The organism is Sorangium sp. So ce381 (genome assembly GCF_051473845.1).
GTDB lineage: Bacteria > Myxococcota_A > Polyangia > Polyangiales > Polyangiaceae > Sorangium > Sorangium atrum.
This window is the reverse complement of sequence record NZ_CP150336.1, coordinates 9,010,765-9,026,984: the sequence shown is the minus strand read 5'-3', so window position 1 is coordinate 9,026,984 and position 16,220 is coordinate 9,010,765. Positions and strand designations below refer to the sequence as shown.

The window sequence follows — 16,220 nt, the reverse complement described above, 5'->3', positions numbered from 1 at the left end:
ATGCACGGTCTTGCGCATGGACCAGCACGCACCTGCTCGCGGACCGCGGACGAAGGCGAACCGCGCCCCCACAAATCTCAGTCTCCCCGTCGATGTTCGAGAACGGCTCCGCGTCATCTCCGAAGAAACGGGGATCCCGCAGTGCCGGATCGCAGAGCAGGGGCTTCGCCTTCGCTTGGCGGAGATCGAGCGCGCCCAGTCGACACAGGAGCGTTCGTCGTGAAGGCCGCGGTGGACGTCGTGGCCTTGCTGCGCGCGCAGGCGGATGCACTCGGTATGCAAGCCCGCACATCGCGTGCGCAGGCGGACGCGCTCGATGTGCAAGCCCGCACATCGCGTGCGCAGGCGGACGCGCTCGATGTTCAAGCCCGCACACTGCGCGCGCAGGCGGATGCGCTCGATGTGCAAGCCCGCATACTGCGCGTGCAGGCGGACGCGCTCGAGGCAGGCGGGGTCATCGCGCAGCGGACGCCGCGCTATGCGACCTCGAAGGCGAACCCGCTCGGCTCCGCCCGGGCGTTTCTGGACGCCGGGCGCCGCAAGAATTTCCCCACGTTCAAATGCGGAAAGGAAGTCTGGGCGGTCTGGACCGACGTCGAAACCTGGATCGAGAGCCGGAAGATCGTGCCTCGCGAACGCAAGCCCGTAGACGAAGCAGACGACGATCGCGCGCTGCTCATCGGCGCGGGTCTTCAGCTCCCACCGGCGAACCGCCGCGCTGGCCGAAGGTGACCGGACGGCAGCCTTATGAAGGGGTGTTCAAACACCACCGCCCCGCACGCCGGGAGCAGCCCCTACGTCGTCGGGGCACGGGTGGATGCGCTGGCGATCCGCTACCCGATGCGCGTCTGCCCCGCGGCGCTGCAAGAGCTGGCGCGCGCCACGTTGGAAGCGCGCAGCGGCGGGGCGTGCGTCGTGATCGCAGGCGAGCGCTTCGCGGTCGAGCGGCGGGGCAGGCGGGGGAAACCGTTCTCCGCGGTCGGTCCGAGCGGCCGGATCTTCGTCGGGGAGGGTGACATCGTCGTGGATCTGGCGGTTCCGTTCCTCGCGTCGCGTCCCTTGGCGGAAGCCGTGAACCACGCCGCAGAGATCGCCGTGCATTTCGCCGGCCCCGACTCCGAGACGCCAGCAGGCCAGGTCCAAGAGCTCGATCTCTGCGTTGATGTCGCAGGCACGACGTTCAGCGAGGCCGATCGGGAGGCGTTCGTCGGCCGGCTGCGCCGCATGAGCAGCTTCTGCACCGAGATGCGGCGGACGCGCAACGGGCCCATGGTCACGGGCTTGCACATAGGCGACAGGCGAAACCTGATCTTTGCGCTCTACAACAAGACAGAGGACCTGCGTGGGAAGCGCGATTCCGCCCGCCCCGCCATGGAGCACGCGGGGTGGATGGCGCACGGTTGGGACGGGGAAGGGCAAGTCTGGCGGACGGAGATTCGCCTGCGCGGCCGCCAGCTGACCGAGCTCGGCCTACGCTCGCCGTCGTCGTTGCCCGAACATCTTGATCCCGTGTGGCAGAGGTTCACCCGCAAGACGCTGCGTCTTGTCCTCCCCGGAACAGCAACGCGCAAGGAGCGCTGCGAGGTGGATCCACGCTGGGCGGTTCTGCAACAAGCCGTGTTCACGCAGTCCGGAGCGCTCCCCGCGGTGCGCATGCATCGAACTCGGGGCGGCGCCACGTGGCCTCAGGTCATTGGCGCCGTGGTCTCGCGCCTGGCCGGAGCGGGGATCCCCCAAGACGAAGCCGAGCGCCACATCCGAGCGTTCCTGCACGCCGTGGGTGCCCCGGAGGCGGCAGTCGATCTCACGGCGCGCGTGAGCGCCGGATGGGCGCGGCTCGGCGGCGCCACTTCGGAGACCGCGGACGCGCATGGCTCGGATCAAGTCAGTGCGAAGCAGGTCAATCCGCGAATGATGATAGCCGATTACTTGATCCAGGGAATGACAGACGCGCACGCGGCGGGCGACATGGATACGGCACGCATCGCGCATGACGCGCTCGGATGGCTCATCGGCTCCGACGCGGCTCCGCGCGGGACGGTGATCGAGATCGGCGTGGCGCGGACGCGGAAGGGCGTTCCTGCCCTGCCGAGCCCCGGCGCTCGTGGTCCTCGGCTCGCGACACCGGCAGCGAGCCAGGGCCCCGCGTGCTCGTCGCGGTCGGCTTCTAGGCCCATGACCGAGGTGCGAAGCGGAACGCGAACGGAGCGCTCCGCCGCTCCCGATCCACGAGGCTACGATGGCGCCTGATTCTTCGTACGCGAAATATCTTGACAGGGCGTCGCTAGGACATTGTTCTTCCGACGTCCCCCAGCACGCGGCATGCCGGCCCGCGCTGATTTACCCGCAAGTAAATCAGCGCGGGCCGGCATGCCGCGTGCTGGGGGACGTGAGGCTTTCCCGATGGAAACCATCGTGCTCGGGTTCGACCCTGGCGCTGCCCGCGTGGGATGGGCGGCGCTCGACGTGGACGCGGCAGGCGCGCGGCACGTCGGCTCCGGTGTGCTTCCCGTCGACCTCGCGGGCGATCCAGGACTCGAGGCCCTGCGCGCGGCCGCGGGGGCGCTGCTCTCGCGCTACCGCCCCGCGCTGGTCGCCGTCGAGCGCGTCGTCCGGGTCTTCCCCCGCCCGCGGTTCGGCCCCGCGATGGCCAGCGAGCTCTGTGGCGCCTCGTGGGTCGGAGCCGAGCTCGCCGGGCTCGCGGCGGCTCGCGGGCTCATCGTCCGCACCGCGACGCTCCAGGCGGTGCGCTCGGCCCTGGGATGCGCGAGAGCAGGGGACAGCGCGCTCGCCGCTGCCGTCCGTGCGCGGGTCGTCGGCTGGCCCGCCCGGTCGAGCGAGCATGCACGGGACGCCGCTGCGGTCGCGTGGAGCACGAGCCGCGAGGAGGCGTCCGCGCCCGCGTCGCAGTCGTGGGTGATGTCGGCGGAGCTCGATCGCAATCCCCCTTGACCGAATACATATTGAGATACACAATGTACACATGGGCGAGCGGACGAGGGCGATCGGTTACGTGCGGGTCTCGACCGAACATCAGGTGGACGGCGGCGTGAGCCTCGCGGCGCAGCGGGCGAAGCTCGAAGCCTACGCGACCGCCATGGATCTCGACCTCGTGGACATCATCGAAGATCCCGGCGTCAGCGCGAAGACGCTCGACCGCCCCGGCCTGCAACGCGCGCTCGGCATGCTCGACGCCGGCCAAGCTTCCGCGCTGCTCGTGGCGAAGCTCGATCGGCTCACGCGCAGCGTGCGCGACCTCGACACGTTGATCGCCCGATACTTCGCCGATCGCTTCTCGCTCCTGTCGGTCGCCGATTCGATCGACACGCGCTCTGCCGCGGGTCGCCTCGTGCTGAACGTCCTCGCGTCGGTCTCGCAGTGGGAGCGCGAAGCGACCGCCGAGCGCACGCGCGACGCGCTGGCCCAGCTCCGCGCCGATGGCGTACGGCTCGGCGGGGCGGCGCTCGGGTGGGTTCACACCGGGGAGGCCGATGCGGACGGCCGGCGCATCATCGCCCGCGTGCAGGATGAGGCTGCGACCGTGGATCGGATCCTCGCGCTCCGCGCCGATGGCCTCTCGCTGCGCGAGATCGCCGCGACCCTGACCGACGAGGGGTATCGGACGAAGCGGGGCGGTAGCTGGGCGGCTGAAACCGTGCGAAAGGTGCTCGCGAGGTCGAGAGAGTGAGTTTCTCCATCGCGTGCAAGATATGGGGTAGCGCAGCGGTTCGGCATGCCCTGGCCGAGCCGAACCCCGACCCGGCGACCCGCGAGCTCTGCCAGAAGATCCTGAAGCACGCGGACCCGCCCGGCGCTTTCCGCGCGTGGGCGCTCGCGCAGCCCTGGCCGCGGTTCTGCGCGATCGTTCGCATCGTCTCCGGAGAAGAGCGTCGAGAGGTCGACGAAGCCGTGAAGGAAAGGATCAAGAGCATGGCACGTATGGGCCGCCCCCCGAAGGAAGACCGGAGCACCGTCGCGGGTGTCATGGTTCACGTCCGGCTCACGCCGGGAGAGGTCGAGACGGTCGATGCGGAGGTCGAGCGCCAGCGCGCGATCGCGCCGCCCGGCCTCGCGGACAAGGTGTCGCGGTCGTCGGTCATCAAGGGCTTGATCTCGACGCTGCGCCAGCCTGCCGCAGAGCCCGCGCCCGCGGCTCCGCCCGGGCGCTCTCCCGCTCGCGAGAGCAGCGAGAGCGACGTCCGCGAGCTCATGGCCCGCTGTTTTGAGCGGGGCCTTACCCAAGCCCAGCTGGCGAAGCTCTCCGGTGTCGAGCGGTCCCAGATCAGCCGCTTTCACACGCAGAACGCCACGAAGCCGCCGTTGCCCCCCGAGAAGGTGACAGCCCTCGCCCACGCCCTGCGCGCGTGGGAGGCGAAACAGAAGTAGACCGCGCCTGCTGCGCTCTGAAGGAGAGACCGACGCATGCCCCGACCTCGCACCGGAACGGTTCAACGCCACCGCGATCACTGGGACGCGCGCATCACCTTGGAGGATGGCTCGCGGCAGTGGTTCTGCTGCCCTGCCGGCTACTCCGAGGCTCGCGCCCGCGACCACGCCAAGCGCCTCTCGGAGGCCGCCCGCGCCACGGGCGCCACGAAGCCGCCGCGGCGCCGCTCCGCAGCGGCTCCCGCGGGTGAGACCGTGGCCGCGTGGATCGAGCGCTGGACCGCCGCGCGAGAGGAACGGGGCCTGTCCTCTGCGTCAGGCGACCTCGGGCGCCTGCGGAAGTGGCTGTTTCCTCAGTTGGGCGACAATCCGATAACCGCCGTGACGCGGCGTGATGTCGAGGCGTTCGTCGAACACCTGGACAACTCGGTGCGAGCCGGCGAGCAGTCATGGAAAACCGCGGTGAACACCTGGGGGCTCGTCTCCAAGCTGTTCGATGACGCCTGCAACGCCAAGACGCTCTCGCTGCGCGTCCTCGCCAGCAATCCGGCCGCGGACGTGCGCGGGCCGGACCGGGGAATCAAGAAGGCGAAGGCGTATCTCTACCCGTCGGAGTTCCTGTCGCTCGTGTCGAGCCCGAACATCTCGATCGAGTGGCGCCGCGCCGTGGCGCTCGCGACCTACCTGTATGTGCGGGCGAGCGAGCTCCGCGCCCTGACCTGGGACGACATCGACCTCGAGCGCGGCATCATCCACGTGCATCGCAGCCTGGACCGCGAGGGCGGCGCCAAGCCGACCAAGACGGGCAAGACGCGCCGCTTCTCCATCGAGCTGGCCTTGATGCCCCTGCTGCGCGCCATGCACGCAGAGTCAGGCGGCCGGGGCCGCGTCGTCCGGCTCCCCGACGATCGCCACCTGTCGCGCGCCCTCCGCGGGCTCATGACCGCGGCGCGCCTCGACCGCTCCGACCTCTTCGCCGCGGACGCGACGCGGAAGAACATGACCTGGCACGACCTCCGCGCCACGGGCATCACCTGGCTGGCCATCCGGGGGGACGAGCCGCTCAGGATCATGCAGCGCGCCGGCCATGCCGGTTTCCAGACGACGCAGGGCTACATCCGCGAGGCTGAAGCCGTCCGGGCGGGGTTCGGCGACGTCTTCCCGCCGCTACCTCTCTCGTTGTGGGAGGGTGGTGTTTCGTCTGGGAATCGTCCGGAAGGCGCGCAAGTGCGCGGAATCATGGTGGAGGCGCCGGGAATCGAACCCGGGTCCGCAAGGCATCCAGTCTACCTTCGTTCACGTGCGTAGTCGCCATGCGCCGGCGACGGCGTTCGTAGATTCGGCTACGACCTATCCCTCACTGAATCTCGGCCGCGTTATCGAGGGCGTCCTCACGCGACCCAGCCCTGTGGTTGACACCCTTAGAGTACTAGGACGACCTTCTCCTCGGATGGCTTAGCGGTTATTAGGCCGCGACAGCGTATGCGTTGTCGTTCGCACTTGTAACGTCCCGCTTGATAGGCGGAGCAGGAGCCGCCAGCACGCAGACAGACCTTCAGTCCCCACGTCGAAGCCGATCGCCCCCTCGTGGTTCGTTCAGACGGACCGAATATTGCTAGAAACCGTGCCGCCGTCAACCCTTCGGTGTCAGATCGTTCCGTCGCTGACGCCGTCGCGGACGGCGCCGTGCGCCGGTCGAGGCCGTTCCCGTTCGGTTCTTCCGGATTTCCTGGCGGCTGCTGCCTCCACGCGCCTCCACCGGCCTTGCCCTCCGCCCCTTTCCTCGTCCTCCTGCACCTGCCTCAACCTGCTGCTGCCTGCCCGTCCGCTCGCCCCGCCTGCCCGCTCTGGTCGGGCCGCTACCTGCTCGGCCCCGCTGACCTCGCCCGCGCGCCTGCCGCGCGCGACGGCTCCCCGCGGCTCGGCTATCTGGTTGGCCACCCGCTGACCTCGCCCGCGCGCCTGCCGCTCTCGACGGCTCCTCGCGGCTCGGCTAAGAAGCCCGCGAAAAGGAAAAGGAGTCGGGCAACTTATGGCGAGGATGGTCCAGTGCGTGAAGCTCGGCCGTGAGGCGGAGGGGCTGGAGAAGCCGCCGCTGAAGGGCGAGCTGGGCAAGCGGATTTTCGACAACGTCTCGAAGGAGGCGTGGCGGATGTGGCTCGAGCACTCGAAGATGCTCATCAACGAGTACCGCCTCGACCTCATCTCCGAGGCCGGCCAGCGGATCTGGATGACCGAGCTCGACAAGTACTTCTTCACCGGCGGGAACGAGGCCGCGCAGCTCCCGCCCGACTACGTGGCGCCCAAGGACAAGGCGGAGTAGCCGACCCGACCGCGGCGGCCCTGCCCGGCCGCGGTCCAACCCGCCCCCGGTCACGAACGTGGTCGTGGTCGTGAACGTGGTCGTGGACGTGAACGTGGTCGTGGTCGTGGACGTGAACGTGGTCGTGGTCGTTTACGGCCTATCGTTGACGACCACGACCACGACCACGTTCACGTCCACGACCACGTAAACGTTCGAATGTAGGAGAATGTGGCGCGCTCTTGGTTAACCCCAGGGCCGCTGCCCCGCCCCTCAGGGCAGAGGACCCGGCGCCGGCAACGACCCTCCTCCGCGCACGTACTCGATCAGCGCCGCCGCCATCTGCTTGTCGACCTTCTCGCACTTCGCGGTGACCGCCCCCATCGTCGCGCCCTTGCACTCTCTCTTCCGCTCGATGATGAGCTTGCCCGTCTTCTCGTCGGCCAGGAACGCGTCGCGCGTCTTCTGATCGAGGCTCTTCCACGGGATCGCCGCGAACTTCGGCTTCGGCGGCACGTGCTGCCGGACCTCCTCCGCCATCAGCGTGGCGCACGTCCCGTCCCATCGCAGGACCTCGTATCCGCCGCCGGCTCCGCTCACGACCATGCCCCCCGTCTCCGGCTCCCGGTGATAGAGGATCAGCACCTCCTCATCGAAGACCAACTTGTCGTTCGAGGACGACCCGCCTGAGGCGTTCACCGCGTCGGTGTCCCGCGTCAGGTACCCACGCGTGAACGGCGACCCCTTCGCGAACAGGGTGAGCGCCACGTCCGGATGGAACCCGCTGCAGAGGCGCTTCACGAACGCCACCGGCGGCAAACACTCGTTGCCCCGCTGCTCGCACGTCGTCGGGATCTGCCGTGACGCCTCGGCCGCCGCGTCATCCTCCTTCTTCCCACCTTCACCCTCCGCCGCCTCGCCGCCCTCCTTCGCAGCCGGCGCCGTAGATGCCACCTCGGCCTCCGCACGATCCGGCTCCGACGGAGGAGGCGCCGCGCCACCGCAAGCGACGAGGGTACCCACCAGGACAAGCGCAAACGAGCTCTGGACAGATCGCATGGCCGACGAACCTACCGGAGCCAGCCCGCCCCTCCGCATGGAAAAACAACGTCGACCCGCGACGCAATGCGCCACCACGGCGTCAAAACACGTGGTGCATTGGCAGGAGGCCCTCCGCTGCCCGCGACGCAATGCGCTGAATGCCTTGAATGGTTCAAATTTCCGACAGCGCTTGACATCAGCATCCCATCAGCAGAGTCTGAGCTGATTCCGGCAGGAGGTGGTCGTGCTGGATCTTTCTTCGTCGGCATTCTCGTCATCGTGTGTTGGGGGTTCGCGTAAGTCCAAGTCTCACACGGGTGCTCGTCGAAGGCGACGGCGAGTGTCCGCTGCTCTAGGAGGGTGTGTGATGGTCGCCGCCAGTGCTCTCCTCGCGGGCTGCAGCGCGGCCGGGGAGCAGTTCGATCCGCCGGCGAGCACCGGCGAAGTGCTCACGGGCGCGGGCGGCGGCTCCGCCTCGGGCGTCTGGACGAGCTCGTCGGGCTCTCCGGACGACTCGGGCGAAGCCGGCGGCGGCTGGCCGTCAGGGAAGCTCGGCCCGCCGTATCCCATCGTGCTCGCTCACGGCTTCTTCGGATTCGAGGACTTCGCGGGCGCGGGATACGTCAGCTACTTCTACAACCTCAAAGAGGCCCTCGCCGAGAGCGGCGAGACGGTCTTCACGCCCTCCGTCGACCCGTTCAACAGCTCCGAGGTCCGCGGCGCGCAGCTGCTCGCGCGGATCGAGCAGATCCTCGCGGCGACAGGCCACGAGAAGGTGAACATCATCGCCCACTCGCAGGGGGGGCTCGACGCCCGGGTGGTCGCGCACGATCGGCCCGATCTCGTCGCCTCCATCGTCACCGTCGCCACACCGCACCTGGGCTCCAAGGTCGCCGACGTGGCGCTCGAGCTCGTCGCCGATGAGCACCTGCAGGACATCCTGGACGATCTCATCAACGCCATCGGCGCGCCGCTCTACGATCAGATAGGCAACGAGACGAGCGTCTTCGCGGCGCTCGAGCAGTTCTCGACGCCCGGCATCGCGGAGTTCAACGCGAGGTTCACCGATTCTCCCGGGGTGTACTATGCCTCCTTCGGCGGGCGGACGAACCGCGCGCGCGGCGGAAGGGACTGCTCGACGCTCAATCCAGCGCCCTTCGTCGCGCAGTTCGATGACGGCCTCGACCCGGTCCACCCGCTGCTGTCGCTGACCGAGACCCTCCTCGACGGCGGCATCGGCGAGTCGTTCCCGAACGACGGCCTGGTGCGCGCGCGGGACGCGCGGTGGGGGGACTTCTGGGGCTGTATCCCGGCCGACCATTTCGACGAGATAGGCCAGCTCTTCGGACAGAGTCCGGGCGACGGGAACCCCTGGCTCTATCTCGACTTCTACCGCTCCGTGATCGCGCGGCTCCGGCAAGAAGGCTTCTGACGAGCCCGCCGTCGTCCACGCTCGCCGCTCGCCGCTCGCCCGCGCTCGATCCGCCGAAAACCGCCCCGAGCGGCGACCTCTCCACTACCATCACCCGCCGATGCTCAAGGCGCCGCTCACCTGCTCGCTCCCTCTGCTCGCCCTGCTCAGCGCGGCGTGCAGCGGCGACGTGCGCCGGTTCCCCCTGCGCGATCCGGTCTGGCGCGACGCCGACCTGAGCCCCGTCTCGTTGCCCTGCCGGCCCGATCCCGAGGCGCCCAGCGACGATCCGCAGCACCGCCTCTGCTCGCCCGCGCCCTACGAGTCCTCGTTCGCGTGGGACGCCGCCGACAACCTCGTCTTTCGCCCGGTGACCCGGTTCTTCGCCGTGGATCCAGGGGGCGAGGCGGTCAACGTGAACAGCGTCGACGAGGTGCCGGACTCCAGCTGGTTCACGAACCGGATCGGCAAGCGGCCGCTCTCCGTCGAGGAGCTCGTGCGCGGGCCGTGCGGCGACAAGACGCTGGATCCCGAGGCGCCGGACGGGTCCTGGGTCATCGACATGGGCAAGCCGAACGGCGCGAACCCCGGCTTCCGGATCAAGGTCGAGGGCGTCGGCAAGTTCATGCTCAAGGCCGACCCCTCGGACCAGCCCGAGCGGGCCACCGGCGCCACCGCCATCGCGGCGCGCCTCTACCACGCCGCCGGCTTCTGGGCGCCGTGCGACAGCGTTGTCTACCTGAAGCCGTCGATCCTGAAGCTGTCGCCCGGGCTCACCGTGACCGACAACAGCGGCGTCGCCAGGCCCTTCGATCAGGCGGCGCTCGACGGCGTGCTCGCCAAGGCCTCGAAGCGCGGCGACCGGGTCCGCATGGTCGCCTCGCGCTGGCTCCCGGGCCGCGCGATCGGCCCGTTCAGGTATGAGGGGACCCGGGAGGACGATCCGAACGACGTGATCCCGCACGAGGACCGCCGCGATCTCCGCGGGGGGCGCCTGCTCGCCGCCTGGCTCAACCACTTCGACTCGCGCGAGCAGAACTCGATGGATGTCTGGCTCGCCGAGGACCCGAAGGACAAGGACGCGTCGCCGGGCCACGTGCGCCACTACTACATCGATCTCGGCGACTGCTTCGGCAGCGAGTGGGAGTGGGAGGAGATCTCGAAGCGCCTCGGCCATGCCTTCTACTTCGACGCCGAGTACGCGCTCCTCGACTTCGTGACGCTCGGCATCCCCGAGCGGCCCTGGGACCGGGCGAGCCACGACCCGCAGGGCGACATCTTCGGCTTCTTCAGCGATCGCGACTTCCGGCCGGAAGCCTGGCGCGGCGGCTACCCCAACCCGGCCTTCGGGCGAATGACCGAGCTCGACGGCGCCTGGGCCGCCAGGGCGCTCGCGCGCTTCACGCCGGAGCTCATCGAGGCTGCCGTGCGGACCGGCGACTTCACGGCGCCGCGGCACACCGCGTTCCTGATCGGCAAGCTCCTCGCCCGACAGCGCGCGATCATGGCGCGGTACCTGACGCGCCTGTCGCCCATCGCCGACGTCGCCCTGGCCTCGCCGGCGGCGCTGTGCGGCGTCGATCTCGCGCGGCGCACCGGCGTCGCCCGCCCGCAAGACCTCCGCTACGAGGCCGCGATGTACGCCGGCGAGTCGCTCGCCCTGCACACGCGGCCGGTCGTGCGCCTCTCGCCGGACGGCGGCGTGTGCCTGTCGCTCCCCCACATCGCCGAGGACGGCGGCGCGCCCGACGACGCGCCCTCGCGTTATGCCATCATCGATGTCCTGAACGGGCAGGCGCCCGGTCCGCTGCGCGCCCACCTCTACGACCTCGGGCCGCGCCGCGGCTACAAGCTCGTCGGCATCGAGCGCCCCGACGAGGCCGAGCCGCCCAACTGAGGTCCTCACCCCGACAATCCCCTCATCTTGTTGGCATTTTCAGAGAGAAATTGAACAGGGAGGCGGGGAGACGGGGAGATTTTTGGGATTTTACTCCCCGTCTCCCCGCCTCCCTGTGAATTTTCCCGAAAAGTTCGAGGGGATGCTTCAGATCCCCACCGGACATTCCCCTTGCTCGATCAGAAGCCGTGGGTGGCGCCGACCATGAAGCGCAGCTCCTGTAGACCGGCCCCCTGCTCGAAGGTCTCGGTCGCCGAGCCGATCAGGACATCGATGGAGTGGTCGCGCTCGCCGCTCGTGCGCAGGCCGAGCACGAACGACATGCGGAGCAGGTCGAGATCGAAGTCGCGGAGGTGCTCGCCGAACACGTTGCCCGCGGCGACCTGCATCGTGCCATCGACGAACGCCCAGATCGGATAACGGTACTCGAGCGTCGCCGCGGCGGCGCTCCGCCCGCGGAGGCGCCCTTCGCGGAAGCCCCGCATCGGCGCGTCGCCGCCGAGCTCGGCGAGCTCGGTGAAGGGGACCTCCGCGGGGCCGAGCGGGTCGGCGAAGGCCGCCGAGAGGACGAGGCTCACGACGCGATCGTGCCCGGTGAGGTCGACGAACCCGCCCAGCGAGCCGCCGTAGCGGATCCACCGGCTCTCCAGCGGCCGCTCCAGGTCGGCGGCGTGCTCTCCGGAGAGCTCCAGCCGGACGCCGTTGCCCCGCGCAGGGCGCGGCCGGCGCGAATCGAGGCCGGCGCGGGCCCCGATCCGGTAGGCCGTGTACCCCGTCTCGTACGACGGGGGCATCGGATAACGGCCGTGCGCGACCCGGAAGCCGACCGTCGGCTTGCAGCAGATGTCGTGGAAGTCGACGGTCTTCGCGCCGGTTGTCGCCTCGACGAAGCTGAACGCGCCGAAATCGGCGTGGAGCGTCGCGGTCCCCTCGACGCTGCGGGCGTTGTAGCGGGCCCAGTCGCGCTCCAGTGAGCTCGGGCCGATCCCGGAAAACAGCCAGTCAGGCCGGATGTCCGCCTCGCCGCGGAGCTTCAGGTGAGCGCGCCCGCCGAGGGGGATCCGGTCGGCCACCGTGAGCCTCCACCAGTCGACCCCGCCGGTCGCGGCGTGGACGCGGAGCTCGTTGCCGGGGACGAACAGGTCGTCATAGAAGAAGTAGACGCCGACGCTCGCGCGAAAGCCGAAGTCGAAGAGCGCCGTCGGGACGATGCCGATGTTGTCGTTGGGCCCGAAGGTGAAGATGTCCTTGAGCTCCTTGATCCACTCGCCCTGCTCCGCCGCGACGGTGAGAGCGCCGAGCGGCCGCCGGACCAGGTACTCGCTGGCGAGGTAAGCGGGGAAGAACACGACCCGCGGCACCCAGAGCAGCACGTCACCGGCGCTCGTCGCCTCGTCCGGGCGACCATCGTAATCCGGCACAGGGCGCTTCGCGCCGGACGCCGGCGGCGCCACGGCGGGAGGCCGCGGCGGCATAGCAGGCTCAGCCGATACGCGAGCAGCCGCCGGCGCAGCCCCCGGGAGCACGGGCGGCGGCGTAGCAGGCTCAGCCGATGCGCGAGGAGCCGCCGGCGGAGCCCCCGGGAGCACGGGCGGCGGTGTGGCGCCCTCTGCCTGCGGCGCGGCCTGCGCCTCGGCGCACAGCGACAGCGCGGCGCAGCCCGCGAGCGCGGCCGCGCGTCGCCGAAAGGCCGTGCCGAGCGCGCGCGTCGGTCCCTCTTCGTTGGTGCCCAATCCGCCTCGCCTCTCGCACGCAAACACGTCGCGGCGCGGGAGCATAGCGGAGTTCACGACCCGAGAGACGCCTGTCTGCGCGGCGCGCGCCTGTCGAGCGTCCACGCGGCGGACGCGGCGGTTCACACGCCCGGTCGCGAGAGGGAGGTTGCCGGCCGGGACCAGGCTCGATAGCCTCGCGCGCTCGGGATCGGTCCTGTTCCGGTTCCGGTGCCGCCAGGACGGCGGGTTTCCCGGGATGGAGCGGCGGGTGGCGAGCACAGGAGAGAACGAGACACGGGCCCGGGGCGTGCTTCACAGGCTCCTCTCGATCTTCGCCGAGGTGAAGCCGCGCGAGGTCTTCAGCGTCCTCGTCCTCACGCTGAACGTATTCCTCCTGCTCACTGGCTATTATCTCCTCAAGGTGGTCCGCGAGCCGCTGATCCTCGCGGGCGGCGGGCTCGAGATCGGCGGGCGCCGGCTCGACCTCGACGGCCCCGAGGTGAAGGCCTACGCGGCGGCGGGCCAGGCGCTCCTCCTCGTGGGCGTGGTCCGCGCCTATGGCGCCCTGGCCAGGCGCTTCGGGCGCATGCAGCTCACCACCGCGCTCACGCTCTTCTTCGCCGCGAACCTCGTCCTCTTCTTCGTCCTCGCGCGCCTCGGCGTCCCCCTCGGGGTGCCCTTCTATCTGTGGGTGGGCTGCTTCAACCTCACCGTGATCGCGCAGTTCTGGTCGTTCGCCAACGATGTTTATACGCCCGAGCAGGGCAAGCGGCTCTTCGCCATCGTCGGCATCGGGAGCTCGCTCGGCGCCATGCTCGGCGCGCAGATCGCGAAGCGCGTCTACGTGCCGATCGGCCCGTACAACATGATGCTCCTCGCGGCGGGCGTGCTGCTCGCCTGCCTGGGGCTCACCTACCTCGTCCACCGCGACGACCTCGCGGGCTCGAAGAGCGCAGCGGACAAGGCCGACGCGCCGCCCGGGGGCGCGGCGGGCGGCTTCAAGATCATCGCGCGCGACCGCTATCTCCTCCTCATCGCCGGCCTGACGCTCGTCCTCAACTGGGTGAACTCGACCGGCGAGTACATCCTCGATCGCACCCTCATCGAGTCCGCCACGAGCGCGCTCGATCCGGGAAGCGAGCAGCGGGGCGCGTCCGAGCCGGCCCCCGCCGGCGCGGCCCCGGGCGCGCCGCTCGCGGCGGGCGCGCCGGTCTACCTCGTCGATCCGCAGGCGTCGCGCCTGCTCGAAGGGAAGATCGCCGCCGTCAAGGACGGCGCGTTCGACGTCGAGGCCGGCGGCAAGATCGTCGAGGGCGCCGAGGCGGGGCTCGTCCACCCGCGCACCGAGAAGGGGAAAAAGGCGGCGCTCGGCGCGATCATCGGGACCTTCAAGGGAGATTTCTTCTACTGGGTCAACACGTTCGGCGTCGTCCTGCAGCTCTTCTTCGTCTCCCGCATCTTCAAGTACCTCGGCGTGCGATTCGCCCTGTTCATCCTCCCGGCCATCGCCCTGCTCGGCTACGCGTCCCTCGCCGTCCTGCCGGCGCTCGCCGTCGTGCGCGTCGCCAAGATCGCGGAGAACAGCGCCGATTACTCCATCCAGAACACCGCGCGGCAGGCGCTCTTCCTGCCCGTCGGCCGCGACGCCAAGTACAGCGCCAAGGCGGCCATCGACACCTTCGTCGTCCGCGCGGGCGACGTGCTCGCCGCCGTGGGGGTGATCGCAGGCCAGGTGCTCGCGCTCTCCACACGCCACTTCGCGATGGTCAACATCGCCCTCGCGCTCGTGTGGCTCGGCGTCGTGGTCGGCATCGCCCGGGAGCACAGGCGGCGCGCCGCGGACGAGCCGGCGGCGGCGGCGTCCGACGACCGCGAGGCTGCGTAAGCCTCAGGGCCGCGCGGCGTTCGCCTTCCAGCCCTCGTAGGCTTCCATCAAGGCCAGGTACAGCCAGCGGCCGATGACCTCGGCCCCCGCGCCCGACGGGTGCGCGAGGTCAGCGCCGCCGAGCCCGCGCTGGACCCAGATCCCCATCGAGCCGGAGCCGCCCATCGCGCCGAAGGTGTCGAAGTAGCCGCAGCCGACCTGCCCGGCCACCCTGCGCTGGATCGCCGCGAGCTTCGGGATCACCGGTCGGCTCCGGTACACCTCGCCCTTCTTGTCGGCTCGATCCATCGGCCCCACGAGCAGGCACGACGACCCGGGCAGCGCCGCCGTCACCTGCTCGAGCACCGCCTTCATCGTCGACTCGACCTGATCGAGCGGGAACAGCTCGCCGTCCTCGCTCTCGTTCATGCCGTACTGGAACACCGTCAAGGACGGGCTCCGCGCGCGCAGCTGCTCGGCGAAATGGGCGTCGTCGCTCTTGTCGAGGAAGCGGATGCGGCAGCCCTGGATGCCGATCGCGTCGAGCACCACCCCCGGCGTGTCCCGCTCCATCCAGACACCGAACGCCCGCACCCCCGGGCCGTGCGCCCGCACCTCGATCGCGTGCGGCCCGTCCGGGACCTCGTAGGTCGCGATCGCCGAGGTGGCCGCGTCGGCCCGCGTGTCGATCATCTCGCGGCTCTCGCCGTCGATCTTGATCTCCATCCGCCCGCCCTCGGGGTGCTTCAGGTAATCGACGGCGAACCGCGAGACCGCGCGCCCGAAGGTCCCGGACTCCGCGGTGCCGAAGCGCGAGAACACCCCCGCGCCCTGCGAGCGGAACGACACGCCGCCGAGCCCGTAGAGCCCGTCCTTGGCGAACGGGCCCACCACGCGGCTCACCTGCCAGCCCGGGCCGGCGAAGCGGACAACGTCGTTGTGGAAATATCCCGGCCAGGCGTTGGCCATCAGCATGAACCCGTGGCCCGCGTCCCCGAACCGCTTCTGCAGCTTGCGCCGCAGCGTCGCCGTCACGAAGTCGCTCGCCACGATGGAGTCGCCGAAGTAGGTGATGCGCGCGATCGACTGCGGCGCCTTGCGCTCCACCGCCGCGAGCGCGCGGAAGAACGGCGTCATCGCCTTGCCGCTCGGGTCCTCGATCGGCCGCGGCGGCTTGCCCTCGGAGGCGACAGCGGCCGGCACGAGCTCGGCGGCCGCGGCCGGCAGCGCGACCTCCTCGGGCTGGCGCAGCTCGGCCTGCTCGGTGGTCTCGGTGGCGAGCGTCGTCTCGCCGACCGACGCCACCGGCGCCGGCGCCGGGACCACGACGAGCCCCTCCCCCTCGGGCAGCGGCGTGAGCACCCGCAGCCGCGACAGGCTCGGGTGCGCGTAGGGGACGAGCACGAGCAGGGCGAGCGTCGCCATCGCCCGCGCAGCCGGCGACGCGAGCCCGTTCCGCGCCGGCGAGGCCTCGGGGATGGGGCGCACGGCGCCTCCGCCGCGCTCCGCCGGAGGAACATCACGCCCGCCAGGCTCCGGCGCCTCGTGGACGTGTGCCTCGCGGACATCCGGCTCGTGGACGGCCGGCTCGTGAGCCCTGGTGC

Annotated in this window: 13 protein-coding genes, 1 other RNA gene and 1 pseudogene; 11 read left to right on the top strand and 4 right to left on the bottom strand. The window is 70.2% G+C overall.

From position 1 onward, the window contains the following. Positions 1-16 precede the first annotated feature (16 nt). The 7 genes and pseudogenes from WMF29_RS33735 to WMF29_RS33705 all read left to right on the top strand — a co-directional run. Positions 17-223 (top strand): ribbon-helix-helix domain-containing protein, encoded by a 207-nt coding sequence (locus tag WMF29_RS33735; protein ID WP_437324224.1) that lies wholly within the window; start codon positions 17-19, stop codon positions 221-223. Continuing rightward, entirely contained in the window at positions 220-732 is a 513-nt protein-coding gene (locus WMF29_RS33730; protein ID WP_437324223.1) for a hypothetical protein, read from the top strand. Before WMF29_RS33735 ends, WMF29_RS33730 begins: the two co-directional genes overlap by 4 nt. A 15-nt stretch (positions 733-747) precedes the next feature. Beyond that, complete coding sequence (locus tag WMF29_RS33725; protein ID WP_437324222.1) at positions 748-2,250, top strand: hypothetical protein; 1,503 nt, start codon at positions 748-750, stop codon at positions 2,248-2,250. A 153-nt stretch (positions 2,251-2,403) separates the two neighbouring features. Continuing rightward, the gene (locus tag WMF29_RS33720; RefSeq protein ID WP_437324221.1) at positions 2,404-2,952 is read left to right on the top strand and encodes a crossover junction endodeoxyribonuclease RuvC; all 549 of its coding nucleotides are present in this window, start codon (positions 2,404-2,406) and stop codon (positions 2,950-2,952) included. 31 nt (positions 2,953-2,983) lie between these two features. Further along, positions 2,984-3,688, top strand: a complete 705-nt coding sequence (locus WMF29_RS33715) for a recombinase family protein (protein ID WP_437324220.1) — start codon at positions 2,984-2,986, stop codon at positions 3,686-3,688. After that, a complete protein-coding gene (locus WMF29_RS33710) occupies positions 3,685-4,386 on the top strand; it encodes a hypothetical protein (RefSeq protein WP_437324219.1) in 702 nt (233 codons plus the stop codon). The genes WMF29_RS33715 and WMF29_RS33710 overlap by 4 nt, the downstream gene beginning before the upstream one ends. Positions 4,387-4,422: 36 nt before the next feature. After that, positions 4,423-5,502, top strand: a pseudogene (locus WMF29_RS33705) (tyrosine-type recombinase/integrase); the annotation flags it as partial. Positions 5,503-5,626: 124 nt separating this feature from the next. Here WMF29_RS33705 and ssrA read toward each other — a convergent pair. Beyond that, positions 5,627-5,971, bottom strand: a transfer-messenger RNA (tmRNA) gene (gene ssrA, locus WMF29_RS33700). A 447-nt stretch (positions 5,972-6,418) separates the two neighbouring features. Here ssrA and WMF29_RS33695 point away from each other — a divergent pair. Beyond that, positions 6,419-6,709, top strand: a complete 291-nt coding sequence (locus WMF29_RS33695; protein ID WP_437324218.1) for an oxidative damage protection protein — start codon at positions 6,419-6,421, stop codon at positions 6,707-6,709. A gap of 252 nt (positions 6,710-6,961) precedes the next feature. Here the strand turns inward: WMF29_RS33695 and WMF29_RS33690 are convergent, their stop codons facing one another. Continuing rightward, positions 6,962-7,642 (bottom strand): hypothetical protein, encoded by a 681-nt coding sequence (locus WMF29_RS33690; protein WP_437324217.1) that lies wholly within the window; start codon positions 7,640-7,642, stop codon positions 6,962-6,964. Positions 7,643-8,096: 454 nt separating this feature from the next. On the opposite strand from WMF29_RS33690, the gene WMF29_RS33685 reads away from it, so the two are divergent. Further along, on the top strand, positions 8,097-9,161 hold the full coding sequence (locus WMF29_RS33685; RefSeq protein WP_437324216.1) for an esterase/lipase family protein: 1,065 nt from the start codon (positions 8,097-8,099) through the stop codon (positions 9,159-9,161). Between the two features lie 100 nt (positions 9,162-9,261). Further along, complete coding sequence (locus WMF29_RS33680) at positions 9,262-11,037, top strand: hypothetical protein (RefSeq protein ID WP_437324215.1); 1,776 nt, start codon at positions 9,262-9,264, stop codon at positions 11,035-11,037. 179 nt (positions 11,038-11,216) lie between these two features. On the opposite strand, the gene WMF29_RS33675 is transcribed toward WMF29_RS33680, so the two are convergent. Next, positions 11,217-12,458 carry a BamA/TamA family outer membrane protein gene (locus WMF29_RS33675; protein ID WP_437324214.1) on the bottom strand — a complete coding sequence of 414 codons (1,242 nt, stop codon included), beginning with the start codon at positions 12,456-12,458 and terminating at the stop codon, positions 11,217-11,219. A 562-nt stretch (positions 12,459-13,020) separates the two neighbouring features. Here WMF29_RS33675 and WMF29_RS33670 point away from each other — a divergent pair. Beyond that, on the top strand, positions 13,021-14,637 hold the full coding sequence (locus tag WMF29_RS33670) for an NTP/NDP exchange transporter (RefSeq protein ID WP_437324213.1): 1,617 nt from the start codon (positions 13,021-13,023) through the stop codon (positions 14,635-14,637). Between the two features lie 3 nt (positions 14,638-14,640). Here WMF29_RS33670 and WMF29_RS33665 read toward each other — a convergent pair whose 3' ends face one another. Further along, positions 14,641-16,104 (bottom strand): GDSL-type esterase/lipase family protein, encoded by a 1,464-nt coding sequence (locus WMF29_RS33665; RefSeq protein WP_437324212.1) that lies wholly within the window; start codon positions 16,102-16,104, stop codon positions 14,641-14,643. Positions 16,105-16,220 lie beyond the last annotated feature (116 nt).

What these genes read in the sequence shown, in the direction of transcription:
- WMF29_RS33735 (WP_437324224.1), top strand. Translation starts at nt 17, where the DNA reads ATGGACCAGCACGCACCTGCTCGCGGACCGCGGACGAAGGCGAACCGC.
- WMF29_RS33725 (WP_437324222.1), top strand. Translation starts at nt 748, where the DNA reads ATGAAGGGGTGTTCAAACACCACCGCCCCGCACGCCGGGAGCAGCCCC.
- WMF29_RS33720 (WP_437324221.1), top strand. Translation starts at nt 2,404, where the DNA reads ATGGAAACCATCGTGCTCGGGTTCGACCCTGGCGCTGCCCGCGTGGGA.
- WMF29_RS33715 (WP_437324220.1), top strand. Translation starts at nt 2,984, where the DNA reads ATGGGCGAGCGGACGAGGGCGATCGGTTACGTGCGGGTCTCGACCGAA.
- WMF29_RS33695 (WP_437324218.1), top strand. Translation starts at nt 6,419, where the DNA reads ATGGCGAGGATGGTCCAGTGCGTGAAGCTCGGCCGTGAGGCGGAGGGG.
- WMF29_RS33685 (WP_437324216.1), top strand. Translation starts at nt 8,097, where the DNA reads ATGGTCGCCGCCAGTGCTCTCCTCGCGGGCTGCAGCGCGGCCGGGGAG.
- WMF29_RS33680 (WP_437324215.1), top strand. Translation starts at nt 9,262, where the DNA reads ATGCTCAAGGCGCCGCTCACCTGCTCGCTCCCTCTGCTCGCCCTGCTC.